General features: G+C 61.0%; 19 protein-coding genes. 10 read left to right on the forward strand and 9 right to left on the reverse strand.

The genetic code is table 11. The features are described from left to right. Positions 1–304 precede the first annotated feature (304 nt). Positions 305–820: a 50S ribosomal protein L10 gene (gene rplJ / locus GRI44_RS09330; RefSeq protein ID WP_160601547.1), complete on the forward strand. Its 516-nt coding sequence runs from the start codon at positions 305–307 to the stop codon at positions 818–820. Positions 821–898: 78 nt separating this feature from the next. Continuing rightward, positions 899–1,267 carry a 50S ribosomal protein L7/L12 gene (gene rplL, locus GRI44_RS09335; RefSeq protein ID WP_160601548.1) on the forward strand — a complete coding sequence of 123 codons (369 nt, stop codon included), beginning with the start codon at positions 899–901 and terminating at the stop codon, positions 1,265–1,267. A 144-nt stretch (positions 1,268–1,411) separates the two neighbouring features. Here the strand turns inward: rplL and GRI44_RS09340 are convergent, their stop codons facing one another. After that, entirely contained in the window at positions 1,412–2,746 is a 1,335-nt protein-coding gene (locus GRI44_RS09340; protein ID WP_160601549.1) for a spinster family MFS transporter, read from the reverse strand. 131 nt (positions 2,747–2,877) lie between these two features. Here GRI44_RS09340 and GRI44_RS09345 point away from each other — a divergent pair, with 131 nt between their 5' ends. After that, entirely contained in the window at positions 2,878–3,909 is a 1,032-nt protein-coding gene (locus GRI44_RS09345) for an alpha/beta hydrolase (protein ID WP_232843093.1), read from the forward strand. A gap of 23 nt (positions 3,910–3,932) precedes the next feature. Here the strand turns inward: GRI44_RS09345 and GRI44_RS09350 are convergent, their stop codons facing one another. From GRI44_RS09350 to GRI44_RS09360, 3 genes are all read right to left on the reverse strand, one after another. Next, positions 3,933–4,478 carry an acyloxyacyl hydrolase gene (locus GRI44_RS09350; protein WP_160601550.1) on the reverse strand — a complete coding sequence of 182 codons (546 nt, stop codon included), beginning with the start codon at positions 4,476–4,478 and terminating at the stop codon, positions 3,933–3,935. A 121-nt stretch (positions 4,479–4,599) separates the two neighbouring features. Further along, positions 4,600–6,348 (reverse strand): cation:proton antiporter domain-containing protein, encoded by a 1,749-nt coding sequence (locus GRI44_RS09355; RefSeq protein ID WP_160601551.1) that lies wholly within the window; start codon positions 6,346–6,348, stop codon positions 4,600–4,602. A gap of 39 nt (positions 6,349–6,387) precedes the next feature. Continuing rightward, entirely contained in the window at positions 6,388–6,774 is a 387-nt protein-coding gene (locus GRI44_RS09360) for a c-type cytochrome (protein WP_160601552.1), read from the reverse strand. Between the two features lie 214 nt (positions 6,775–6,988). Between GRI44_RS09360 and GRI44_RS09365 the strand changes: the two genes are divergently transcribed. From GRI44_RS09365 to groL, 3 genes are all read left to right on the forward strand, one after another. Continuing rightward, positions 6,989–8,386, forward strand: coding sequence for an MATE family efflux transporter (locus GRI44_RS09365; RefSeq protein ID WP_160601553.1), 1,398 nt, complete (start codon positions 6,989–6,991; stop codon positions 8,384–8,386). 164 nt (positions 8,387–8,550) lie between these two features. Continuing rightward, positions 8,551–8,838 carry a co-chaperone GroES gene (gene groES, locus GRI44_RS09370; protein ID WP_160601554.1) on the forward strand — a complete coding sequence of 96 codons (288 nt, stop codon included), beginning with the start codon at positions 8,551–8,553 and terminating at the stop codon, positions 8,836–8,838. A 52-nt stretch (positions 8,839–8,890) separates the two neighbouring features. Beyond that, positions 8,891–10,543: a chaperonin GroEL gene (gene groL, locus GRI44_RS09375; protein ID WP_160601555.1), complete on the forward strand. Its 1,653-nt coding sequence runs from the start codon at positions 8,891–8,893 to the stop codon at positions 10,541–10,543. Positions 10,544–10,650: 107 nt separating this feature from the next. Here groL and GRI44_RS09380 read toward each other — a convergent pair whose 3' ends face one another. After that, positions 10,651–12,891, reverse strand: coding sequence for a DUF305 domain-containing protein (locus tag GRI44_RS09380; protein ID WP_160601556.1), 2,241 nt, complete (start codon positions 12,889–12,891; stop codon positions 10,651–10,653). Between the two features lie 88 nt (positions 12,892–12,979). Next, positions 12,980–13,807, reverse strand: coding sequence for a sterol desaturase family protein (locus tag GRI44_RS09385; RefSeq protein ID WP_332872398.1), 828 nt, complete (start codon positions 13,805–13,807; stop codon positions 12,980–12,982). A 22-nt stretch (positions 13,808–13,829) separates the two neighbouring features. Here GRI44_RS09385 and GRI44_RS09390 point away from each other — a divergent pair, with 22 nt between their 5' ends. Both GRI44_RS09390 and GRI44_RS09395 read left to right on the forward strand, forming a co-directional pair. Further along, positions 13,830–14,420, forward strand: a complete 591-nt coding sequence (locus GRI44_RS09390; protein WP_232843094.1) for a TIGR04282 family arsenosugar biosynthesis glycosyltransferase — start codon at positions 13,830–13,832, stop codon at positions 14,418–14,420. Beyond that, the gene (locus GRI44_RS09395) at positions 14,420–15,157 is read left to right on the forward strand and encodes a glycosyltransferase (protein ID WP_232843095.1); all 738 of its coding nucleotides are present in this window, start codon (positions 14,420–14,422) and stop codon (positions 15,155–15,157) included. Before GRI44_RS09390 ends, GRI44_RS09395 begins: the two co-directional genes overlap by 1 nt. On the opposite strand, the gene GRI44_RS09400 is transcribed toward GRI44_RS09395, so the two are convergent. Continuing rightward, positions 15,117–16,181, reverse strand: coding sequence for an SDR family oxidoreductase (locus GRI44_RS09400; protein WP_160601557.1), 1,065 nt, complete (start codon positions 16,179–16,181; stop codon positions 15,117–15,119). The two genes, GRI44_RS09395 and GRI44_RS09400, sit on opposite strands and share 41 nt — an antisense overlap. After that, a complete protein-coding gene (locus GRI44_RS09405; RefSeq protein ID WP_160601558.1) occupies positions 16,175–17,224 on the reverse strand; it encodes a methyltransferase domain-containing protein in 1,050 nt (349 codons plus the stop codon). Before GRI44_RS09405 ends, GRI44_RS09400 begins: the two co-directional genes overlap by 7 nt. Positions 17,225–17,326: 102 nt before the next feature. On the opposite strand from GRI44_RS09405, the gene GRI44_RS09410 reads away from it, so the two are divergent. Together GRI44_RS09410 and GRI44_RS09415 are read left to right on the forward strand one after the other, a co-directional pair. After that, a complete protein-coding gene (locus GRI44_RS09410; RefSeq protein WP_160601559.1) occupies positions 17,327–18,742 on the forward strand; it encodes a dihydrolipoyl dehydrogenase family protein in 1,416 nt (471 codons plus the stop codon). After that, positions 18,739–19,734, forward strand: a complete 996-nt coding sequence (locus GRI44_RS09415; protein ID WP_332872399.1) for a radical SAM protein — start codon at positions 18,739–18,741, stop codon at positions 19,732–19,734. Before GRI44_RS09410 ends, GRI44_RS09415 begins: the two co-directional genes overlap by 4 nt. Positions 19,735–19,758: 24 nt before the next feature. On the opposite strand, the gene mtnP is transcribed toward GRI44_RS09415, so the two are convergent. Next, positions 19,759–20,625, reverse strand: coding sequence for an S-methyl-5'-thioadenosine phosphorylase (mtnP, locus tag GRI44_RS09420; protein WP_160601561.1), 867 nt, complete (start codon positions 20,623–20,625; stop codon positions 19,759–19,761). Positions 20,626–20,654 lie beyond the last annotated feature (29 nt).

The following is a 20,654-nucleotide window of genomic DNA, read 5'->3' on the forward strand; positions in this document are numbered from 1 at the left end:
ATATGGCGGCGCGTGACGCAGATGCCGCCCCGTTCACTAGGCCGACGGGTCTAGTGGACATCCGTCCGAGACAGCCGGTGCAGGCAATTTGGCCTGCTTAATTTCCAGCCTAGACGGGGACAGAGATTTTTCGCAGCACAGCAATGTGCTTGCAATCGTGCCACTCCCATGATGGATCTGGCGCACCTCCTTCCCCCTCAACGGACCCGCCCACGCCGATATATCGGCATGGACAAACGTAGCCGGTCGTGTGGCCCTTTGCCCTGTTGGTAAAAGGCTGGCGACCAATTTGAAGGAGTAAGGCATGGATCGTTCGCAAAAAGCCGACGCGGTTGCAGCCCTAAGCTCGACCTTTGCAGAGAGCGGCGTCGTGGTTATCACGCGCAATCTCGGCCTGACGGTGGCACAGTCCACCGATCTGCGTGCAAAGATGCGGGACGCAGGCGCATCCTATAAGGTTGCGAAGAACCGTCTTGCCAGACTCGCCCTGAAAGACACGGATTACGAAGCCCTTGGTGACATGCTCACCGGGCCGACTGCTCTGGCTACATCGACCGATCCGGTTGCTGCTGCCAAGGCTGCCGTGGAATTCGCCAAGACGAACGACAAGCTCGAAATCGTCGGCGGATCAATGGGCGGGCAGCTGCTCGACGAAGCTGGCGTCAAGGCTCTTGCCTCGATGCCTTCGCTCGACGAATTGCGTGGCAGGCTGGTGGGTCTCGTTAATGCCCCTGCGACGAAAATCGCACAGGTCGTCAACGCCCCCGCTGCAAAGCTCGCTCGCGTCTTCGGTGCCTACAGCACCAAAGAAGCAGCGTAAGCGGTTTTTCATCGAATCTATCTGGCACCGGAACGCCGTTCCGGCCGGACCAAGTCATTTAATGTGGAGTTATAAATCATGGCCGATATCGCCAAGCTCGTAGAAGAACTTTCGAAGCTGACCGTCCTTGAAGCAGCTGAACTTGCCAAGGCACTTGAAGAAGAGTGGGGCGTTAGCGCCGCTGCTGCTGTTGCTGTAGCCGGCCCTGCCGCTGCTGCAGAAGCTGTCGAAGAGAAGGACGAATTCGACGTCATTCTCACCGGCGACGGTGGCAAGAAGATTCAGGTGATCAAGGAAGTCCGTGCCATCACCGGTCTCGGTCTGACTGAAGCCAAGGCTCTCGTCGAAGGCGCGCCTAAGGCCGTCAAGGAAGGCGTGAACAAGGCTGAAGCTGAAGAAGTCAAAGCGAAGATCGAAGCTGCCGGTGGCACCGTCGAACTGAAGTAAGCTTCAAAAAGTTTTGCGAATGTCTTGAAGCATTCGCAGATGGGAGGGCGGTACCGCAAGGTGCCGCCCTTTTCTTTTGCCAGTAACTGGGCCTTTAACAACTCTGGCAGCTGCCTCGGTAGCGCCAATCTGCAACAGGGTGCTTCAGGCTTTCTTGGGGAAGTCCCGCTTCATGCAGACCGCCGCGCGCCAGTAACAGAAAATGGCCAGAGGCGTGACGCAGGCCACGATCAGCAAGGCATAGCGCAGCGATTCGTTGCCATAACGCGGCACCAGCAGGTCAGACAGCACGCCAACCATCGTTGGCCCAAGGCCAAGGCCGATGAGGTTGATCGCCAGCAAAGTAATCGCCGCCCAGACCGACCGCAGCTTCACCGGTGCCAGCGTCTGGATCAGCGAGAATGTTGGCCCCAGATAGCTGGACTGCAGCAGCGCGGCGAAGAAATAGACACCCACCGCAACCGGCGCGCTTTGGGCCAGATAAAACCAGATCAGGAATGGCAGCGCGGCCAGTTTCAGGCCTGCCACCATCAGCGGCTGCGCGTGCATTCCGTGCTTTTCTGCCAGCCGGTTGGCCAGCCACCCGCCGCCCAGCCCGCTCATCACCCCGGCAACCGCCAAGAGCGGCGCGACGATATTGCCCACCTGCAACGTGTTGAGTTCAAAAATGCGGATCAGATAGGCCGGGGTCCAGCCGGTGAGCGCGTAACCAATCATCGAAGTCAGCGTTACCGCCGCCACCAGCCACACTGCTGAGCGATTGGCAAAAATGGTGCGGAAACCGTCCTTGATGGATGGCTGGCCTTCATCGGTTGCAGCGCCCGGTTCGGCCCGCCGCATAGGTTCTGTGGCGAACATTTTGACAATCACGGCCAGCGCCACGCCCGGCAGGCCAATGGCGATAAAGGCTACGCGCCAGTCGAAATAATAGGTCAGATTGCCGCCGAACATCTGCCCGGCAGCAGCGCCCAGGGTGACCCCAAGCGCGTAAATGGACAGGGCCAGCGCCCGTTTGTTGGCCGGATACAGATCTGCGATGATGGAATGGCTGGGCGGGCTTGACCCTGCCTCACCCACACCCACACCGATGCGGGCGGCCAGCAAATGGCCGAAATTCTGCGCCAGACCGCAGGCCGCGGTCATCGCGCTCCAGATCGCCAGCGAAATGGAGATGATGTTGACGCGGTTCATCCTGTCCGCCAGCGCGGCCACCGGAATGCCAAGCGTGGCGTAGAAAATGGCAAAGGCAAAGCCGGACAAAAGGCCCAGCTGCGTATCACTGAGCAGGAGGTCTGCCTTGATGTCTTCCAGCAGAATGGCCAGAATTTGCCGGTCCATATAGCTGAAGAAATAGGTGACAGTCAGCAGCAGCAGCGTAATTTTGCGCGCTTTCGCACTGACCTCAGGTGATTGGGATACAGCGCCCGGTGCAGCCCCGGTCGCGCCTGCGCCAGCCGCTATCGCTGCGCTATCTGCCATGGGTTGAACCATCCGGCATGTCTGCTGATTGCGCTGTCATCTCTTCTGTCTCCCCGGCCAACAGGTGGCATGTTCGCCCGGCGGTGTCCACATTGAACGGCTGCGGCTTTTGTTTTGCGCCAACATCCCATATGCTTATACCGGCAGGCCTCGTAACCGGAGCGGACATGATGCTGTTATTGACCACACTGCTTGCGGCAGCGCATCCGCTGCCAGCCACCACTGCGCCCTCCACCACCACCGTCGCCACCGCCAGCGTTACTGCAATCGAGACGCAGGGACCGCAAGGCGCGCTTTCAGGCACGCTTGTCCGACCGGAGAAGTCTGATGCGCCGGTGGTTCTGATCATTCCGGGGTCGGGGCCGACTGACCGGGACGGCAACAACCCGCTGGGCGTAACGGCATCAACCTACCGGCTGATTGCCGAAGGGTTGGCGCAGCAGGGCATTGCTAGTGTGCGGATCGACAAGCGCGGCATGTTCGGCAGTGCGGCGGCGGCCGACGCCAATGCGGTTACGATAGACGCCTATGCCGATGATACGCAGTCATGGGTCGATGCCATCCGGCAGGAAACCGGCCAGCCATGTGTCTGGCTGTTGGGCCATAGCGAAGGCGGGCTGGTGGCGCTGGCCAGTGCAGCACGGCAGGCAGACGATATTTGCGGGTTGATACTGGCTGCAACACCGGGCCGCCCCGTGGGCGATGTGATGAAAGCGCAATTGCGCGACAATCCGGCAAACGCGCCGCTGCTGGATAGTGCCACAGACATTATCGACACGCTGGCACGCGGCAACACCGTTGCTGCGGGCGACATACCTGCACCGCTTGCCGGCCTGTTTGCGCCAGCGGTACAAGGCTTCCTCGTCAGCCTGTTTTCCTACGATCCGGCCCAGCTAGCGGCATCTGTTGACCGGCCAATTCTCATTCTGCAGGGCGCGCGCGATCTGCAAGTGACACTGGCTGATGCCGATGCGCTGGCCGCAGCGCAGCCTGCCAGCGCGCATTTCACCCGCATCACGCTGGCCGATACCAACCATGTCCTGAAATCCGTGACCGAGGATGGCATGGGCCCTAATTTCGCGACTTACGCCAATCCGGACCTGCCATTGGCGCCGGGAGTAATTTCTTCCATTGCCGAATTTATCGGGGCCAACAGCCGCTGAACAAACCGGCCATCATGGCCGCGTTACATCGCCAGATTCAGACGCACGCCCATCATGTCGATACCCGGGTTTTGCTGCGAATTGAAAATCTGCGCGTGGCTGATGTGAACCCAGCTGGCTTCCACAGAAACGCGCTCCGAAACGCGCGCGCCAATCGCGATCTCGGGTTCAAACAGCACTCTGCTGCCAAGGTCGGTGCGCCTGCCGGTGGCAGGGTCAAACCGGCTTGATGGGCCGTCATGCACGATGATCCCGATGCCGGGGCGCAGATAGACCGGCCCCTTGCCCACTTTCCAGCTCAGGCCGCCGCCCACAAAACTGGTGTCGCCAGCGGTGTTGATGGAAGCAAGCATGTAAGGCTGCGGCTTACCCAGAAATGACAGGCCTTCTGCTGGCGCGAAACGGTAGCCCAGTTCCACATCGGCGCCGCTTTCATTCACGGCAAAGGTCAGCGGTGTTTCCACCTCATGCACATAGACCCCGGCAAATACTTCCTGCGCCGCGGCAGGCGAAGCAATGAACATGGCAGGGGCAGCAACCAGCAGGCTGGCGAGAATGGGCAGTTTCACTATGGGGCAACTCCGGCAAGGTACACAATTGCCACACCTTTTATCCCCCTGTGCTTTCCCTAGGCTGAAGGGTGTTATGCCCCCGCCTATGCCCCGGCGCCGCCATAGATGGGCAAGGATCCTATTGTTCGGTGCCAACGCCCGGCATGAACCGTTCCTTTTCGGCATGCAGATCGCCTTCGACCAGTTGCGCTGACAGCCGCGCCGCGTCGCGCGAACGGAAAATATCTTCCGCCCGCTCAATCTCCTGCAGGCTGAGACCAAGCCCGCCCAGGGCTTCGCGGCCCATGCCCACTGCCGATTCGATCAATTCGCGCGCCATGTAATCCACCGGCGCGCCGCGCAGCTTGATGACGGTGCGCCGGTCATACACCCGCACATACAGGCCCGCCTGCGGGAACGCTTCCTTGATGCCGTGCAGCATTTCTGCCGATAGCTGGTCCTTGTCGATGCAGAACGCGATGACCGTGGCTTCCGCCGCGCCGGCCTGGCGCAGCAGATCCATCCGGGTGCCATCGCCATAATAAACCTTTGCCCCGAATTCGCCCGCCACGTCGATCTGATCCACATCGCTGTCGATCAGGGTCAGCCGCACGCCTGCTGCCTGCAACATTTGCGCCACGCCCTGCCCGAACCGTCCAAAGCCGATGATCAGCGCGCTCGCCCCGTCGCCATGTGGTGCTTCGCGCTCCGCAGATGCGCGGGCTGGCTGGCGGAACCGGCTGGCGGCCATCATCAGAAAAGGCGTGGTGGCCATGGACAGGGTGACAATCGCGCCAAACAGGCTGGCAGCTTCTGCGCTGATCAGCCCGCCATCCTGCGCCTGCGAAAACAGCACAAACCCGAATTCGCCGCCCTGACTGAGCAGCAGGCCCAGCGCCAGCGCTGCGCGCCACGCCATGCCAACGGCCAGACCGATGCCCAGGATAATCAGCGTTTTGACCACGATCAGCGCCGCCGCCATGGCAATGACAAATACCGGGTTTTCGGCAATTGCGCCCAAATCCAGCATCATGCCGACAGCCAGGAAAAACAGGCCCAGCAGGATCGAGCGGAACGGTTCGATATCGGCTTCCAGCTCGTGCCGATAAGGCGTGCTGGCCAGCATCACGCCGGCGATAAAGGCACCCAGCGCGGTCGACAGGCCGAGCAGCTCCATCACGAATGCGGATGCCAGCACCGTAAACAGGCTGGCCACCACAAACATTTCGCGTTCGTTCAGATTGCCGATCAGGCGAAACAGCGGGCGCAGGAAAAACCGGCCAGCAGCGATAAGCCCGGCAATCGCTACCAGTGTCAGCAGGGCCAACTGCCAGCCCGGAACGCCTGCTTCGCCGCCCTGGTCGGCGCTCATGGCGGCAACGATTGTGATCAGCGGAATGATCGAAAGATCCTGAAACAGCAGGATGGCAAAGGCCCGTTCGCCAAATGGGGTCCGCAGCCGGCCGGAACTTTGCAACATCGGCAAAACCTGCGCGGTGGAGGAAAGACCCAGCGGCAGACCCAGGGCAAGGGCCGCTGCGAGGGGATAGCTGGCAGCAAGATAGATCACCGCCGTTACTGCCAGACCGCATGCGACGACTTGTGCGAGGCCCAGCCCGAAAATGGCGTTTTTCATCCGCCACAGGCGCGCCGGATCAAGTTCCAGCCCGACCACGAACAGCAGCATGACAATGCCCAGTTCGGCAATTCCGATCATCTGGTCTGCCCCGCCGACAAGGCCCAGCACTTGCGGCCCAACCACGGCGCCCGCCACCAGATAGCCCAGCGTTGCCCCGAGGCCGAAACGGCGGAAAAGCAGTACGAATGCCAGCGCGAAGCCCAGCATCAGAACGCCGTCCCGCAGCAGTGATGCCCCTTCATGCGCCATGGAAATTACCCCCTGACAGGACCGTGATCGCCCGGTCCATCATTGCGTTTTCAGAAATTCGATAATCTCGGCGCGCTGGCCTTCATCGCGCAGGCCCGCATAGGACATTTTCGTGCCCGGAACAGCAGCGCGCGGATTGGCCAGGAACGTGTCGAGCGTAGCTTCATCCCAGGTCAGACCTGACCCGCGCATGGCCGCGCTATAGGCAAAATCGCCCACATGGCCCGCTTTTGCACCAAAGACGCCTGCCAGCGATGGGCCAATCCCGTGTCGCCCCGGCTTTGTCTGGTGACAAGTGCCGCATTGCACGAATGCCAGTGGCGGCTGTGACCTGTCAGTTGCCGATGCGCCCTCTGCCCCATCAGGCGCGGCCGCAGAACCGCAGGCGGAAAGGCCAATAATGAGGAAAACAGGGATCAGACGCATGCGATGTCGGTCCTCCAGTCAGGCGGGCAGGCGGGCACAGGCTGTGCTGCTGGCTGAACTGCGGCCTGTGCCGCGGCCTTTGCCTCTGCCCCTGCCTTCGCGCCTAGCCTGCCTGCTTGCCGAGTGAAAGGGGCAACACATGAAAGGTAGAGTGCCCGCGCTGTTCAACTAACACTATGCGGCATTGCCCCTGCGGCCTAACCAGACCCGCTTCATGTCGCGCGGTTCAATCCTGTCTGGCCTTACGCCGCACCAGCTTCGCCCATGGCGTGCTGAAATGTCAGCCACATTGCAGCTGGCATGGCCACTGGCGGCTGCCAATCTGCTGCAGATGCTGGTCCATGCTGTCGACGTTATTTTCGTGGCGCGGCTGGGCGAGGCGGAACTGGCAGCATCCAGCCTGGCAATTGCATTATTTGGCCTGGTGTTATGGGGCCTATCCGGCCTGACCGGCGCGGTTGCGCCGCTGATTGCAGCAGAAGTGGGCCGCCGCAAACATGCGGTGCGCGAAGTGCGCCGCAGCGTTCGCATGGCCCTGTGGCTGGCGGTGGGGGCAGGCATATTGGGCATGCTTGCCTGCCTGAATGGCGAACGCCTGATGCTGCTGACCGGGCAGGATCCCGCAATTGCGGCCATGGCCGGGTCATTCATGGGGATCATCATCTGGGCCATCGTCCCCTCGATCATGGCCAATGTCCTGCGTATTTTCGTGTCCGCCCTTGGCCGGCCAATTTTTGCGACCATGATCATCGCCTCGGCCATCCTGGTCAGCATTCTTGCCAATTACATGCTGGTGTTTGGCAATTTTGGCGCGCCGGCACTGGGCCTTGAAGGTTCGGCGCTGGCCAGTGTGGTGACATCGCTATTTATTCTGGCCGCTTACGTCATTGCTATATCGTGGGACAAACGCCTGCGCCGGTATCGCATTTTCGGCAATTGGTGGCGTACGGAATGGAGCCGGATGCAGGAAATCATCCGCATTGGCACCCCCATCATGGGGACCATTTTTGCCGAAGCGGGCCTGTTCAGCGGGGCCGCATTCCTGATGGGGCGGATCGGCCCGTCACAGCTGGCCGGGCACACCATTGCATTGCAAGTGGCCGCGCTTGCCTTCCAGATCCCCTTCGGCATCGGGCAGGCATCCACCATCAGGGTGGGTTACCATTATGGCGCGGGTGACCGCGATGCGATGGGCCGCGCCGGCTGGGTGGCACTGATGATTGCGGTCGCATTCAGCATGGTCACGGCATCAATCATGCTGTTCATGCCGCGCACCGTGCTGTCGATCTATGTCGATACCGATGCGGCCAAGAATGCGGCCATGGTCGGTTTCGCCGTCCAGTATCTGCTGTGGGCCGCCATTTTCCAGCTGGTTGATGCCGTGCAGGCCGTTTCGGCAGGCAATCTGCGCGGGTTGCAGGATACGCGCATGCCCATGGTGATTGCCATCATCAGCTATTGGGCCGCCGGTTTCGGCGTCGCCATCTGGCTCGGGTTCCGCACTCCGCTCAGCGGGACAGGCATCTGGATCGGGCTTGCTACCGGGCTGACGGTGGCTTCCATTCTGCTCACCTGGCGGTGGGCCAGACGGGGCAGCATCGGGCTGGTCTAGTGCCATGCACAGTTCAGCCCACTGACGGGCCGTGGTCGAAACTTTTTCTGGGCCTGACCCGTTGACTCCATGAACGCGCATACACATATGCGCCCCGTTGGCACTCTAACCCCTAGAGTGCCAAAACACACTATTTACTCATCTTGAAAGAAGAGGTCAGACATATGGCATTTCGTCCCTTGCACGACCGCGTTCTTGTCCGTCGGATTGAAGCCGACGAAAAGACCGCAGGCGGCATCATCATCCCCGACAGCGCCAAGGAAAAGCCGAGCGAAGGCGAAGTTATCTCCGTCGGCACTGGCACCAAGGCCGAAGACGGCAAGATCACCCCGCTCGACGTAAAAGCTGGCGACCGCGTGCTGTTCGGCAAATGGTCTGGCACCGAAGTCAAGCTGGACGGTGAAGATCTGCTGATCATGAAGGAAAGCGACATCATGGGGATCATCGGCTGAGCCGACTGACCCATCTGCTTTTCTCAACTCACACAACCAAAGGAATTTTATCATGGCAGCCAAGGACGTAAAGTTCTCGCGTGAAGCACGCGAAGGCATCCTGCGCGGCGTGGACACACTCGCCAACGCAGTTAAAGTGACGCTCGGCCCCAAAGGCCGTAACGTTGTAATCGACAAGAGCTTCGGCGCACCGCGCATCACCAAGGACGGCGTTACCGTCGCCAAGGAAATCGAACTGAAAGACAAGTTCGAGAACATGGGCGCGCAGATGCTCAAGGAAGTTGCGTCCAAGACCAACGATCTCGCCGGTGACGGCACCACCACTGCCACTGTTCTGGGCCAGGCCATCATTCGCGAAGGCATGAAGTCTGTTGCAGCCGGCATGAACCCGATGGATCTGAAGCGCGGCATCGATCTGGCTGTGACCAGAGTTGTCGAAAACCTCGTCAGCCGTTCGAAGGACGTAGCCGGTTCGGCTGAAATCGCCCAGGTCGGGATCATTTCCGCCAATGGCGACCGTGAAGTTGGCGAGAAAATCGCTGAAGCCATGGAAAAGGTCGGCAAGGAAGGCGTCATCACCGTCGAAGAAGCCAAGGGCCTCGAATTCGAACTCGACGTTGTTGAAGGTATGCAGTTTGATCGCGGCTATCTGTCGCCTTACTTCATCACCAACCCCGACAAGATGACGGTCGAGCTTGAGAACCCTTATGTTCTTATCCACGAAAAGAAGCTGTCGAACCTGCAAGCCATGCTGCCGATCCTCGAAGCTGTGGTCCAGAGCGGCCGTCCGCTGCTGATCATCGCGGAAGACATCGAAGGCGAAGCGCTGGCAACCCTGGTGGTCAACAAGCTGCGCGGCGGCCTGAAGATCGCTGCGGTCAAGGCACCTGGTTTCGGTGATCGCCGCAAGGCCATGCTGCAGGATATCGCTATCCTGACCAAGGGCGAAATGATCTCCGAAGACCTCGGCATCAAGCTGGAAACAGTGACGCTGGGCATGCTGGGTGAAGCCAAGCGCGTTTCGATCGACAAGGACAATACCACCATCGTCGATGGTGCCGGTTCGGCTGACGAAATCAAGGCACGTGTGGGCGAAATCAAGGCGCAGATCGACACCACCTCGTCCGATTACGACAAGGAAAAGCTGCAGGAACGTCTTGCGAAACTTGCTGGCGGCGTAGCCGTGATCAAGGTTGGCGGCGCTTCTGAAGTGGAAGTGAAAGAACGCAAGGACCGCGTCGACGATGCGCTGCACGCAACCCGCGCGGCCGTCGAAGAAGGCATCGTCCCCGGCGGCGGTACGGCGCTTCTCTATGCGACCAAGGCCTTGGAAGGCATGAAGGGCGCCAATGACGACCAGACACGCGGTATCGATATCGTGCGTCAGGCCATCCTGGCACCTATTCGCCAGATCGCCCAGAACGCTGGCCATGATGGCGCAGTGATTTCGGGCAATTTGCTGCGCGAGGGCGACGAAACGCAGGGCTTCAACGCAGCGACAGACCAGTATGAAAACCTGGTTGCTGCCGGTGTTATCGACCCGACCAAGGTTGTGCGCATCGCCCTGCAGGACGCCGCGTCTGTTGCTGGCCTGCTGATCACCACCGAGGCAGCCATTGCCGATACGCCTGAAGAAAAGGGCGCCGGTGGCGGCATGCCCGACATGGGCGGCATGGGCGGTATGGGCGGCGGCATGGGCTTCTAAGCCTACCACTACCCACTACGGACCAAAAGAAGGCCCGGCGGAGCGATCCGCCGGGCCTTTATTTTTGCCTGCCCGAAAGGTGCGGAGCAGACTTCGCGATCAGCGCGTTATTTTGCGGGCATTGCCGCCGCCAGCACTTCTTCTGGCCAGGTGACCGGATATTGCTGCTGCGGGTTGAAGGAACCGCCCTGATCTGCCGCTTCTGCGGCGGCGATTTCAGTAGCGGTCAGGAACTCGCTCGGTTCCAGCGCGAATACGTCCAGCCCGCGAGTAATCTCGGTCGCGTAAATGCGGCCCTTGTACCAATAGGCTGACCAGTAACCGCCGGTTACCAGCTGGTCCTTGTCAATCGGGCCACGATCAAAATAGGCGATTTCGACCGGATTGGCAGAATCGGTGAAGTCCATGATCGAGATGCCGCCCTGATACCACGCCTGCACCATGATATCGCGGCCCGGCACGGGGATGATCGAACCATTATGCGCGACGCAGTTTTCCTTGTCGCTCTGCGGGGCGGGCAATTTATACAGGCTCCGGAATTTCAGCTTGCCATCGACAATGTCGTAGATGGCGTCAGCGCCCCAGTTGCGCGGGTCCGATGCCTGGCAGCGCGGCCGTCCGCCGCCGCCCCATTCGTCCGTGAAGACAACCTTGGTGCCATCATTGTTGAAAGTGGCGGAATGCCAATAGGCAAAGCCCTTGTCGACCACTTCGTCGATCCGTTTCGGCTTGCGCGGGTCGGAAATGTCGAAAATGATGCCATTGCCCGAACAGGCCCCGGCCGCCATTTTCAGGGTCGGGAATACGGTGATGTCATGGCACTGATCGGTCCGGCTGGTGTCCTGCGTATCATCGCCGTGGTCGCCGCCCTGCCACAGGCCGCCAAGACGCCCGGTCTCGGGGTCTGCGAACACGGTCGGGCTGTCGATAATGCGCGATTTTGACGGGTCCGCCAGCGGAATCTCGATGACGTCGATGCGAAACAATGCGGTGCGGTCATCACCTGGCACATCGCCGATGCAGCCTGCCAGTTCCTTTTCATCACGCACGCGCGATGTGCCGGAATTATAGACGATGAGCGATGTATCGGTCCGGTCAGCAAGCGTATGGGTGTGCGACCCGCGGCAGGTCTGCACCTGGCCCACCTGGACAGGCCGGCTGATATCCGAAATGTCGAATATCCGCAGCCCGCGGAACCGTTCCTCGCTGACCTTTTCTGCTACCCCCTGAAGGCCGCAATCAACGCGCCCACGGGCATCTTCCACGCTCATCAGCAGCAAGTCGCCAATGATGGACACATCGCCCTGCCCGCCGGGGCACACCACGGAACTCACCAGTTCCGGCTTGCCATCTTCGGCAAGCTTATAGGCGTTGAACCCGTGGTAGCTGCCAGCCACCAGCATATCGCCGGAAAAGGCCATGTCGGTATTGGCAAAGTCGAGCAGCGGCGAACGTTTGGAAAATTGAGGCTTTGCGTCTTCTGCTTCCGGATCGGCATTTTTTACGGATTTTTTCCTGGCGGCCTTTTTGGTGTCGCCCTTCTCATCATCGCCCTTCCTGGGCTTGAGAGGTTGCAGATCGCCCGGGTTTTCCGTGTTGAAGAAGCCTGCCGGCTTTGGCAGCGCCGTTACCAGCCGCAGATTGCTGATGGCCTGCCCGGCATCGTAAAGCCCCGCTGTCAGCGTGGCCCGCGGGTCGGTTGACAGGCTTCTGAGCACCGCATTCATGCGCTCTATTTCCGCATTCTGGTCATTTGTAACATCGTCGGTAAATTGCAGCATCACCGGATCATAGGCCGTGCCGGGCAATGCGATCAGGTCTTTCACCATGTCCACAGCGCCGGTGTGGTGGGCAATCATCAATTCCAGAAAAAGCCGGTCAAACGCGGCGCCATCCAGCGCGGCCAGACGCTGCATCTGGGCCGGGGTTGCCATGCCATTCATGCCCATGTGGCCCGCATGGCCCATGCCTGCCATTTGCGCAGGCTCGCCATGGTCGGCGAGCCATTTGGTCATGAAGTTGATTTCATCTGCCTGCGATGCATCGATGCGTCCGGCAACTGCCTGTATTTCTTCGCGATTGGTGCGTTTTCTGACCAGCGCCGCCATTTCGACTGCCTGCTGGTGATGCACGATCATATTCTGCATGAACGCCGCATCGGCTGGCGAATAGCCCCTGCTTGCCAGGGCCGTCGCATCCTGCGCGGACAGGATTTTGGGCGCTTGCCCCGGCGCGCCGGGCTGCACGATGGTCACATCCTGCGCGGTCACAAGTGACGAACTGGACAAAAGCAATGCGAGCAAGGATGCGCGCGCCATTAAGCGCGCGCCGGATGTGTGCGTGATCATGCGTAATGCGTCCCCGGGATTAAGCGTGTTTGCAGCAGGGGCATCAAAACGGTCCATCCCGTCAAGCATTTTTTAATCGCGCAGCGCGTCACATCGTCCGGGTTGGCGATGGCATGGGCTTGAACGGCGCGGTCAGGGATGCTTCCAGCGCTTCATCCGCCAGTGCCGCCGCATCGTCCACGCCAATGACGATGTCCTGCGGGGCAATATCGCTGCGGAATGTGCCGTGCAGCCGGTCCCAGAAACTGAACCCGCTGGTCCAGTTGCTGTCCCGCTGCTGTTTCACGCTGGAATGATGGATGCCATGCATTTCGGGCGTGGTGAACACCGCAGACAGGCGCTTGTCCCACCCGGCGGGCAGCCGCAGGTTGGAATGGTGGAACAGGATGGATGCGTTAAAGAAATGCCGCCACAGCTTCAGGCTTTTGGGGCTGACGCCGGACAGGCGCACCTGCACCAGCCGCCACGGCAGCGACACCAGCATATCGGCAGCGTGAAACCGCACTGCGGTAGAAGCATCCATATCCGCATCGAGATGATGGACCCGGTGGAAACGCCACAGGAACGGTATTGTGTGGGTCGCCACGTGCCACAGGTAAAAACCGTAATCCATGGCCAGCACACCGCCAATGATCCGCAGCGGCGCCGGCAATTTGCGGGCAAAGCCGGCGGTGTTTTTGAGGTTGGCGGCGGCAATTTTCTGCGTCAGCGGTTCTTCCGCCACCGCGATAATGGCTGCGCAGCTGGCGCCCATGACGGCATTGCGCAGCGTGCGCGGGATGGTTTTGCGCCTGCGCTGGCGCAGCGGGCGTTTCTGTTCCGCGACAATCACGCCCGCCACTGCGGCAACAGCGATGACGGCAAAGGCGATCCGGCGAAGCGACATGGATGCACTCTGGCCTATGGCGGCGTCCACGTCGAGCGGCTAGTGCAGGGCCATGCCGTCACTGCCCGCCCCTGTCCGCTTGGCAATTTTCGCCCGCTATCCGCGCCCGGGCGAGGCGAAGACCCGGCTGATCCCCGCATTGGGCGCGGATGGCGCGGCGCTGGTCTACCGCCGCTTGCTGGAACGCACGGTCACTGCTGCGCGGCAAAGCGGGCTCAGGTTCGAACTGCGGGTCACAGGCGCTGCCCCGGCCCGCTTTCACGAATGGCTGGGTGATGACCTTGTCATTGTCCCGCAAGGCTTAGGCGATTTGGGCGAACGGCTGATGCGCGCTGCAGCCCCTGGCATTGTTATTGGCAGCGATGCCCCCGCGCTGACCCCGCAATTGTTGCAGGCTGCGGCGCTGGCATTGGAGACTGCGCCCGCCGTTATCGGCCCGGCGCATGATGGCGGCTATTATCTGCTGGGCTTCAATACCCCCGTTCCCTTCGCCTTTGCCGATATTGAATGGAGCACAAGCGGCGTGTTTCAGGAAACCCTGCGGCGGCTGGAAGCTAACGGGATGGCCCCTCATATCCTCCCGCCTTTGTCCGATATCGATACGATGGACGATCTGGCAAACTGGCCGGAACTGCTGCCGTGATGATGGCGGGCGCAAATGCGGTCACCATCGTTATCCCGGTGCTGGACGAAGAACGCGCCCTGCCCCGGCTGATCGCCACGCTTGCCGCGCTCGACCCGCAGCCCGCAGAAATCATCGCGGTGGATGGCGGCAGCACGGATGGCACGATGGCGCTGCTGCAAGCTGCCGGATGGCGTGTGCTGGAAACCGCTGCGGGGCGGGCAATCCAGATCAACGCCGGGGTCAGCGCAGCCAGGTCAGCCCATGTCTGCGTGCTTCATGCAGACACCATCCCCCCCGCAGACATGGTCGCCGTGATTGAACGGACACTGGCAGACCGGTCCGTGGCGCTGGCCAGCTTTACGCCGCTGATCAAGGGGCCTGAAAAGACACGCTGGTTCACCACCTTCCACAATTGGATCAAGACCTGGTACGCGCCGCTGATCACCCGCCCGCATCTGTTTTTTCAAGGCGTGCGGCTGCTGTTTGGTGACCATGCGATGTTCTTTCGCCGCGCCGAATATCTGGCTGTTGGCGGCTGCGACCCCGGCACGCCGGTGATGGAAGAAGCCGATCTGTGTATCAAGATGGCCCGGCTGGGCAAAGTGAAGCTGGTCCCGCGCTGGGTAGAAACATCGGATCGGCGCATTGCGGAATGGGGCCCGCTGAAAGCCAACTGGATCTACTTCAAGGTCGGCATCCTATGGGCATTCGGCGCTAGAGCGCGGCTGGAACGGGAATATCCCCACGTTCGGTGATGGGCGCGCCGTCACGCAGAAAGCCTGCCTCGATGCAGAACTGGATCAGCCGGTACAGATATTCAGGGCCGGTGGGCGGGCATATCCGCCCTGCCACGCCTTGCGCCTCGCGGTCATCGAAATGCGGATCGCGCTGGAAATAGCTGGCGTATAATCCGGCCACCCGGCGAAACAGGCGCCGTTCCATCGGCGGCAGGCTTGCAGGGTCAAACCCTTCCGGCTCCACCAGCGTTGGCTGGCAGAATTGCGGAAAGGCCGCGATGGCGCCGGTGAATACAGGCACCGGCACCGGCCTGCCCGATACCAGATGAAATGTGCCGCCAGCCGCCCGCCGCATGTTTTCGGCAATGTCGACAATACTGCCTGCCACATGGTCAATCGGCACGAAATCCAGCGTGGCGCCGCTGCGCGCAGGCATATGGCGCACCCGCCCTTCGGCAATCAGTTTGAAAGCGGCATAAGTGGTGTCGAACTGGCGGATTGCGCCAGTTGCGCTGTCCCCCACCACGATGCTGGGCCGCGCAATGGCAAAGGCCACGCCGCTGTCCCGCACCAGCCGTTCAGCCGCCGCCTTGGATTTTTCATAGCCGTTCTTGAACCCTGCATCCGGCAGGGGATCACTTTCGAGTATCGGCCCGTCCCGCGTGCCGCAGACATAGGCTGTGCTCACATGCAGCAGCGGCATATCGCCCGCGCGCGCAAATTCCACCGCATTGGCAGCGCCGCCAGTATTCACCTGCCGGTAGGCATCATCATCCAGATCGAAACGCACCGTGGCCGCGCAATGGATGATGAGATCATGCGCCGCTGTCAGCCGGTCAAATTCTGGCTTGCCAAACCCCAGAAGCGGCTTCGACACATCGCCGCATACGACTGCACCGGGCGTTACGCTGCTGCCGTCATTGGCGCGAATATCGCGGTTCTGATGGACCAGCGCGGTCACCTGATGCCCTGCCGCCAGCAAGCGCGAAGCCACTTCGCCGCCGATCAGCCCGGCAGCGCCTGTCAGAAAGATTTTCAGCAACAGCCTGCAGCCTCCGCGCTATTTACCGGAGCCGCAAACGGGCTGGCCGTGCCGCAGCCGGGAAACACGCCGTAATGTTTGCTGAAATCGCCAAAAAACTCGAAATGGTCGGCAAACCGGCCTTCCGCCAGCATTTTCCAGCTATTGCCGCACACCGGGAAGACCCGCCCCGCTTCGATCAGATGGTGGGCATCCAGTTCAAACACCCGCTCCTGACCGGCGACGGTGCCCTTGTAACGCACGGCCTGTCCGTAATCTTCGCATTCCGGTTCCAGCCCATCCAGCTTGAACAATCGGTAAGTGGCGGAATGGAAGGCAATACCGTCCAGTTTCTCGGCAATGCGGGCATCGCCAATCGCCAGTGGGCGGGAGGTAACAAGACGCGGATCGGCAAAACCGGCTTCCTTTGCCAGCCGGTCAAAATCACCCCAATAGAGCGCGCCTGACAGGCATTCGCCATGCAGCACCGGATCATCCAGCAAGTCGGCAGGCACGCGGCGGTCGGCATAGACGTCGGAGAAATACAATTCCCCGCCGGTTTTCAGCAAACGGTGGGCAGCGCTGAAAACAGCCGCCTTGTCCGCCACCAGATTGATGACGCAATTGGACACGATGATATCGAAATGGCCCTGCGGCAGGTCCAGTGCATCCAGCCGTTCAATATCGCCTTCCACGAACATGACATTCGACGTTGCGTAGCCGAATTTTTCACGGTGCCATTCGATATGCTCATTGGCGACCGCCAGCTGCTGCGGCGTGGTGTCGACCCCGGTGACGCTGCCGTGCTGCCCCACCAGCTGCGCCAGAATATAGGCATCCTGCCCACTGCCGGAACCCAGATCCAGAATATGCGCGCCTTCGATGGCTTGCGGTGCCACCAGCCCGCAACCGTAATAGCGGGCGCGCACATCGTCATGCACATTGCGCATGGCCGCCATGATGGCGGGCGGCGGTGCTTCGGCGGTGCAGCAGGCATCGGTTTTCAGGTCTTGCGACCCTTCCAGCACAGTGCCGTAATAGTCGCGGCTGTTTTCGATATTCATGGCGTTCCGGATTCTCCGTGGATTGCGAGTGCAATCGGGCAAAAGCCGCTTGGCACAAATCATTTCGACATGCAGCCCATATTGGCTACACCTGCCTGCAAGATGAAATTTACCCATGATGCAATCGTAATAGGCGGTGGCGCTGCCGGCCTTACCGCAGCAGGCGGCGTTGCGCTGTTCGGCCTGAAAGTGGCGCTGATCGAAGCGGCCGAGATGGGCGGGGAATGCCTCAACAATGGCTGCGTGCCATCCAAGGCTCTGCTGACCGCTGCCCGCCACGCGCATGGTGCGGGGCAGGAAAAATATGGCATCAGCCCCGCCCGGCCTGCCATTTCCTGGCCTGGCGTCCATCGCCATATCCACGATGCGATTGCCCAGATTGCCCCGCACGATTCGCAGGAACGGTTCGAGGAGATGGGCTGCGAGGTCATTCGTGACTGGGCAAAAATCACCGGCAAACACACGGTAGAGGTTGGCGGGCGGGTGCTGTCAGCCCCGCGCATCGTGATCGCGACGGGTTCCAAACCCGCCATTCCGCCAATCGATGGCGTGGACAGCGTGCCGTATCTCACCAATGAAAACCTGTTCGATCTGGCGGAACTGCCCGGTCATCTGGTCATTATCGGCGGCGGCGTGATCGGCATGGAAATGGCGCAGGCTTTCCGCCGGTTGGGCAGCGGTGTCACGGTCATCAACCCCGGCCCGCTGATGGGCCGGGATGATCCGGAAGCGGTGGAGATTGTCTCTGCCCGCCTGCGGTCCGAGGGCGTTCAGTTCATCGACGGAACCGCGAAACGGATCAGCGGCCAGGCAGGCGCCATCCAGGTCGAGGTCGGCAATGCGCCCACGGTTATCGGAACGCATCTGCTGATTGCAGCGGGGCGCAAGGCCAATATCGAGACGCTCGGCCTTGAAGCGATTGGCGTCGAAACCGGCCCCAATGGCATCATTGTGGATGCGCGCCGCCGGTCCTCTGTAAAATCCATCTATGCCATTGGCGATTGCCGCGATGGCCCGCGCCTGACCCATGTTTCAGGCTATGAAGGCAGCAATGTCGCGCTGGAAATCACCCTTGGCATTCCGGCCAAGGTGGACTGGAGCGCGCTGCCCTGGTGCACCTATGTGGAGCCGGAACTGGCGCAAGTGGGCCTGACCGAAGCGGATGCACGCAAGCAGCACGGCGATGCCATCACAGTCGTGCGCGAAGGGTTTGACCATAATGAACGCGCCATCGCGGAAGGGCAGACAGACGGTTTCCTCAAAATCATCCTGAAGGGCAAAAAAGTGCTGGGCGCGACCATCGTGGGTAAACACGCGGGCGATTTGCTGCTGCCGTGGAGCCAGTCCATCACGGGCAAAAGCTCCACCTTCGCGCTTGGCTCCGCGATTATCCCCTACCCCACCCGCAGCGAAATTTCCAAAGCCGCAGCTTTTGCCGCGTGGGAGCCGACCGTGTTTGGAGCCATCCCGAAGAAATGGGCCGGGCTGGTCGCACGCCTGCGCAGGGCGTTCAAGTGAACGCGCCGCGCAGCAAAAGCCGCAATGCGCCTGCCGGCCCATCCCCCTTTGCGGTGGATGCCGCCAGCCTGCCACGCGCTAAATTTTCCGATCCGGAACGCACCGCGAAGGGTGAAGCGCGGGCAAAAGTGCCGCTGACCTGGCTGGATACGCTGTGGTTCAACACCGGCACATTGTGCAATCTGGCCTGCGCCACCTGCTATATTGAAAGCAGCCCGACCAATGATGCGCTGCTGTTCATCAGAGCCGCGGATGTTGCTGCCTATCTGGATGAAATTGCCGCCACCTGCCTGCCGGTGCGCGAAATCGGCTTTACCGGCGGCGAACCATTCATGAACCCGGATTTCATCGCCATGCTGACCGATGCGCTGGGCCGGGGGCATGAGGCGCTGGTGCTCAGCAATGCGATGAAACCCATGCGCCGGTATGAAACGCAATTGCTGGCGCTGCTGGCCCGCCATGGTGCGCGGCTGACCATTCGCGTCAGTCTCGATCATCATACCAGCGCTGTCCATGAGGCGGAACGCGGCCGGGGAAGCTGGGATGCAGCGCTGGACGGGCTGCGCTGGCTGTCGGCCAATGGCTTTGCCATCGCGGTGGCGGGCAGGATGCTGCCGGGCGAAGGCGAAGCCGACGAACGGGCTGGCTATGCTGAACTTTTCCGCAGCCAGGGCATCGGCATTGATGCGGCAGACCCGGCACAGCTGGTGCTGTTTCCGGAAATGGATGAGGCCAAGGACATTGCCGAAATCACCACTGATTGCTGGCAGATATTGGGCAAATCACCAGCGGACATCATGTGTGCCACCAGCCGGATGGTGGTCCACCGCAAGGGCGAACCAGCCCCCCGCGTGGCGGCGTGCACTCTCATTCCCTATGACCACGGCTTCGACATGGGGGCGACATTGGCCGACGCCGCGCTAGAAGTGTCACTGAACCACCCCCATTGCGCGCGCTTCTGCGTGCTGGGCGGGGCGAGCTGTTCCGCCTAAAATATATGACTTAGAGAAAACGCTCTAAAGAATACGGCCAGCCACGGCATCCAGCTTTGCCAGCATCGCCGGGTCACGGGCATCGGGGCTGGTAATCAGCGCATGGTCCAAGACTGTATCGAGCGGCGATGGCCCACGTTTTTCCGGCAATGCTGCCATGAATTGTTCGACTGCCTTGCGGGCAATGGTGCCATTGGCCTCCATCTGGGCAATCACATCGCTGACTTCGACAAATGCAGCATCTTCGCGCCAGCAGTCATAATCCGTCACCATGCCGACCAGCGCATAGGGCAGCTCTGCCTCGCGCGCGAGTTTGGCTTCCGGCATGGCAGTCATCCCGATGACATCCGCGCCCCACTGGCGGTACAGCAGGCTTTCGGCGCGGGTTGAAAATTGCGGCCCTTCCATCGCCAGATAGGTTCCGCCCCGCGCAACCTTGCCGCCCGCATTTTCAACCGCCGCAGCAGCAAAGCCGGCCATGCGTTCGCAGACCGGTTCCGCCATGGAAACATGCGCCACCATGCCCGTACCGAAGAAACTGGAATCGCGGCCACGGGTGCGGTCGATGAACTGGTCGACGACCACGAACCGGCCCGGCTCCAGCTCTTCCTGCAGGCTGCCGACAGCGGAGATAGCGAGCACATCCGTGCAGCCAGCGCGTTTAAGCGCGTCGATATTGGCGCGTGCATTCACCGCTGATGGCGGAATGCGGTGGCCCCGACCGTGGCGCGGCAGGAAGCGCACCTGCACCGCGCCAATCCGGCCGCACAGCACATCGTCCGATGGCTTGCCCCATGGCGTATCAATGCTGATCCACTGGGCATCTTCCAGCGCATCCATCTGATACAGGCCAGAGCCGCCAATGATGCCGATGGTCCAATTGCTTTTCATGTCTGCTCCGCCAACTATTCTGGGTTGCT

Origin of the sequence: Allopontixanthobacter confluentis (assembly GCF_009827615.1) — a bacterium.
Classification (GTDB): Bacteria; Pseudomonadota; Alphaproteobacteria; order Sphingomonadales; family Sphingomonadaceae; genus Allopontixanthobacter; species Allopontixanthobacter confluentis.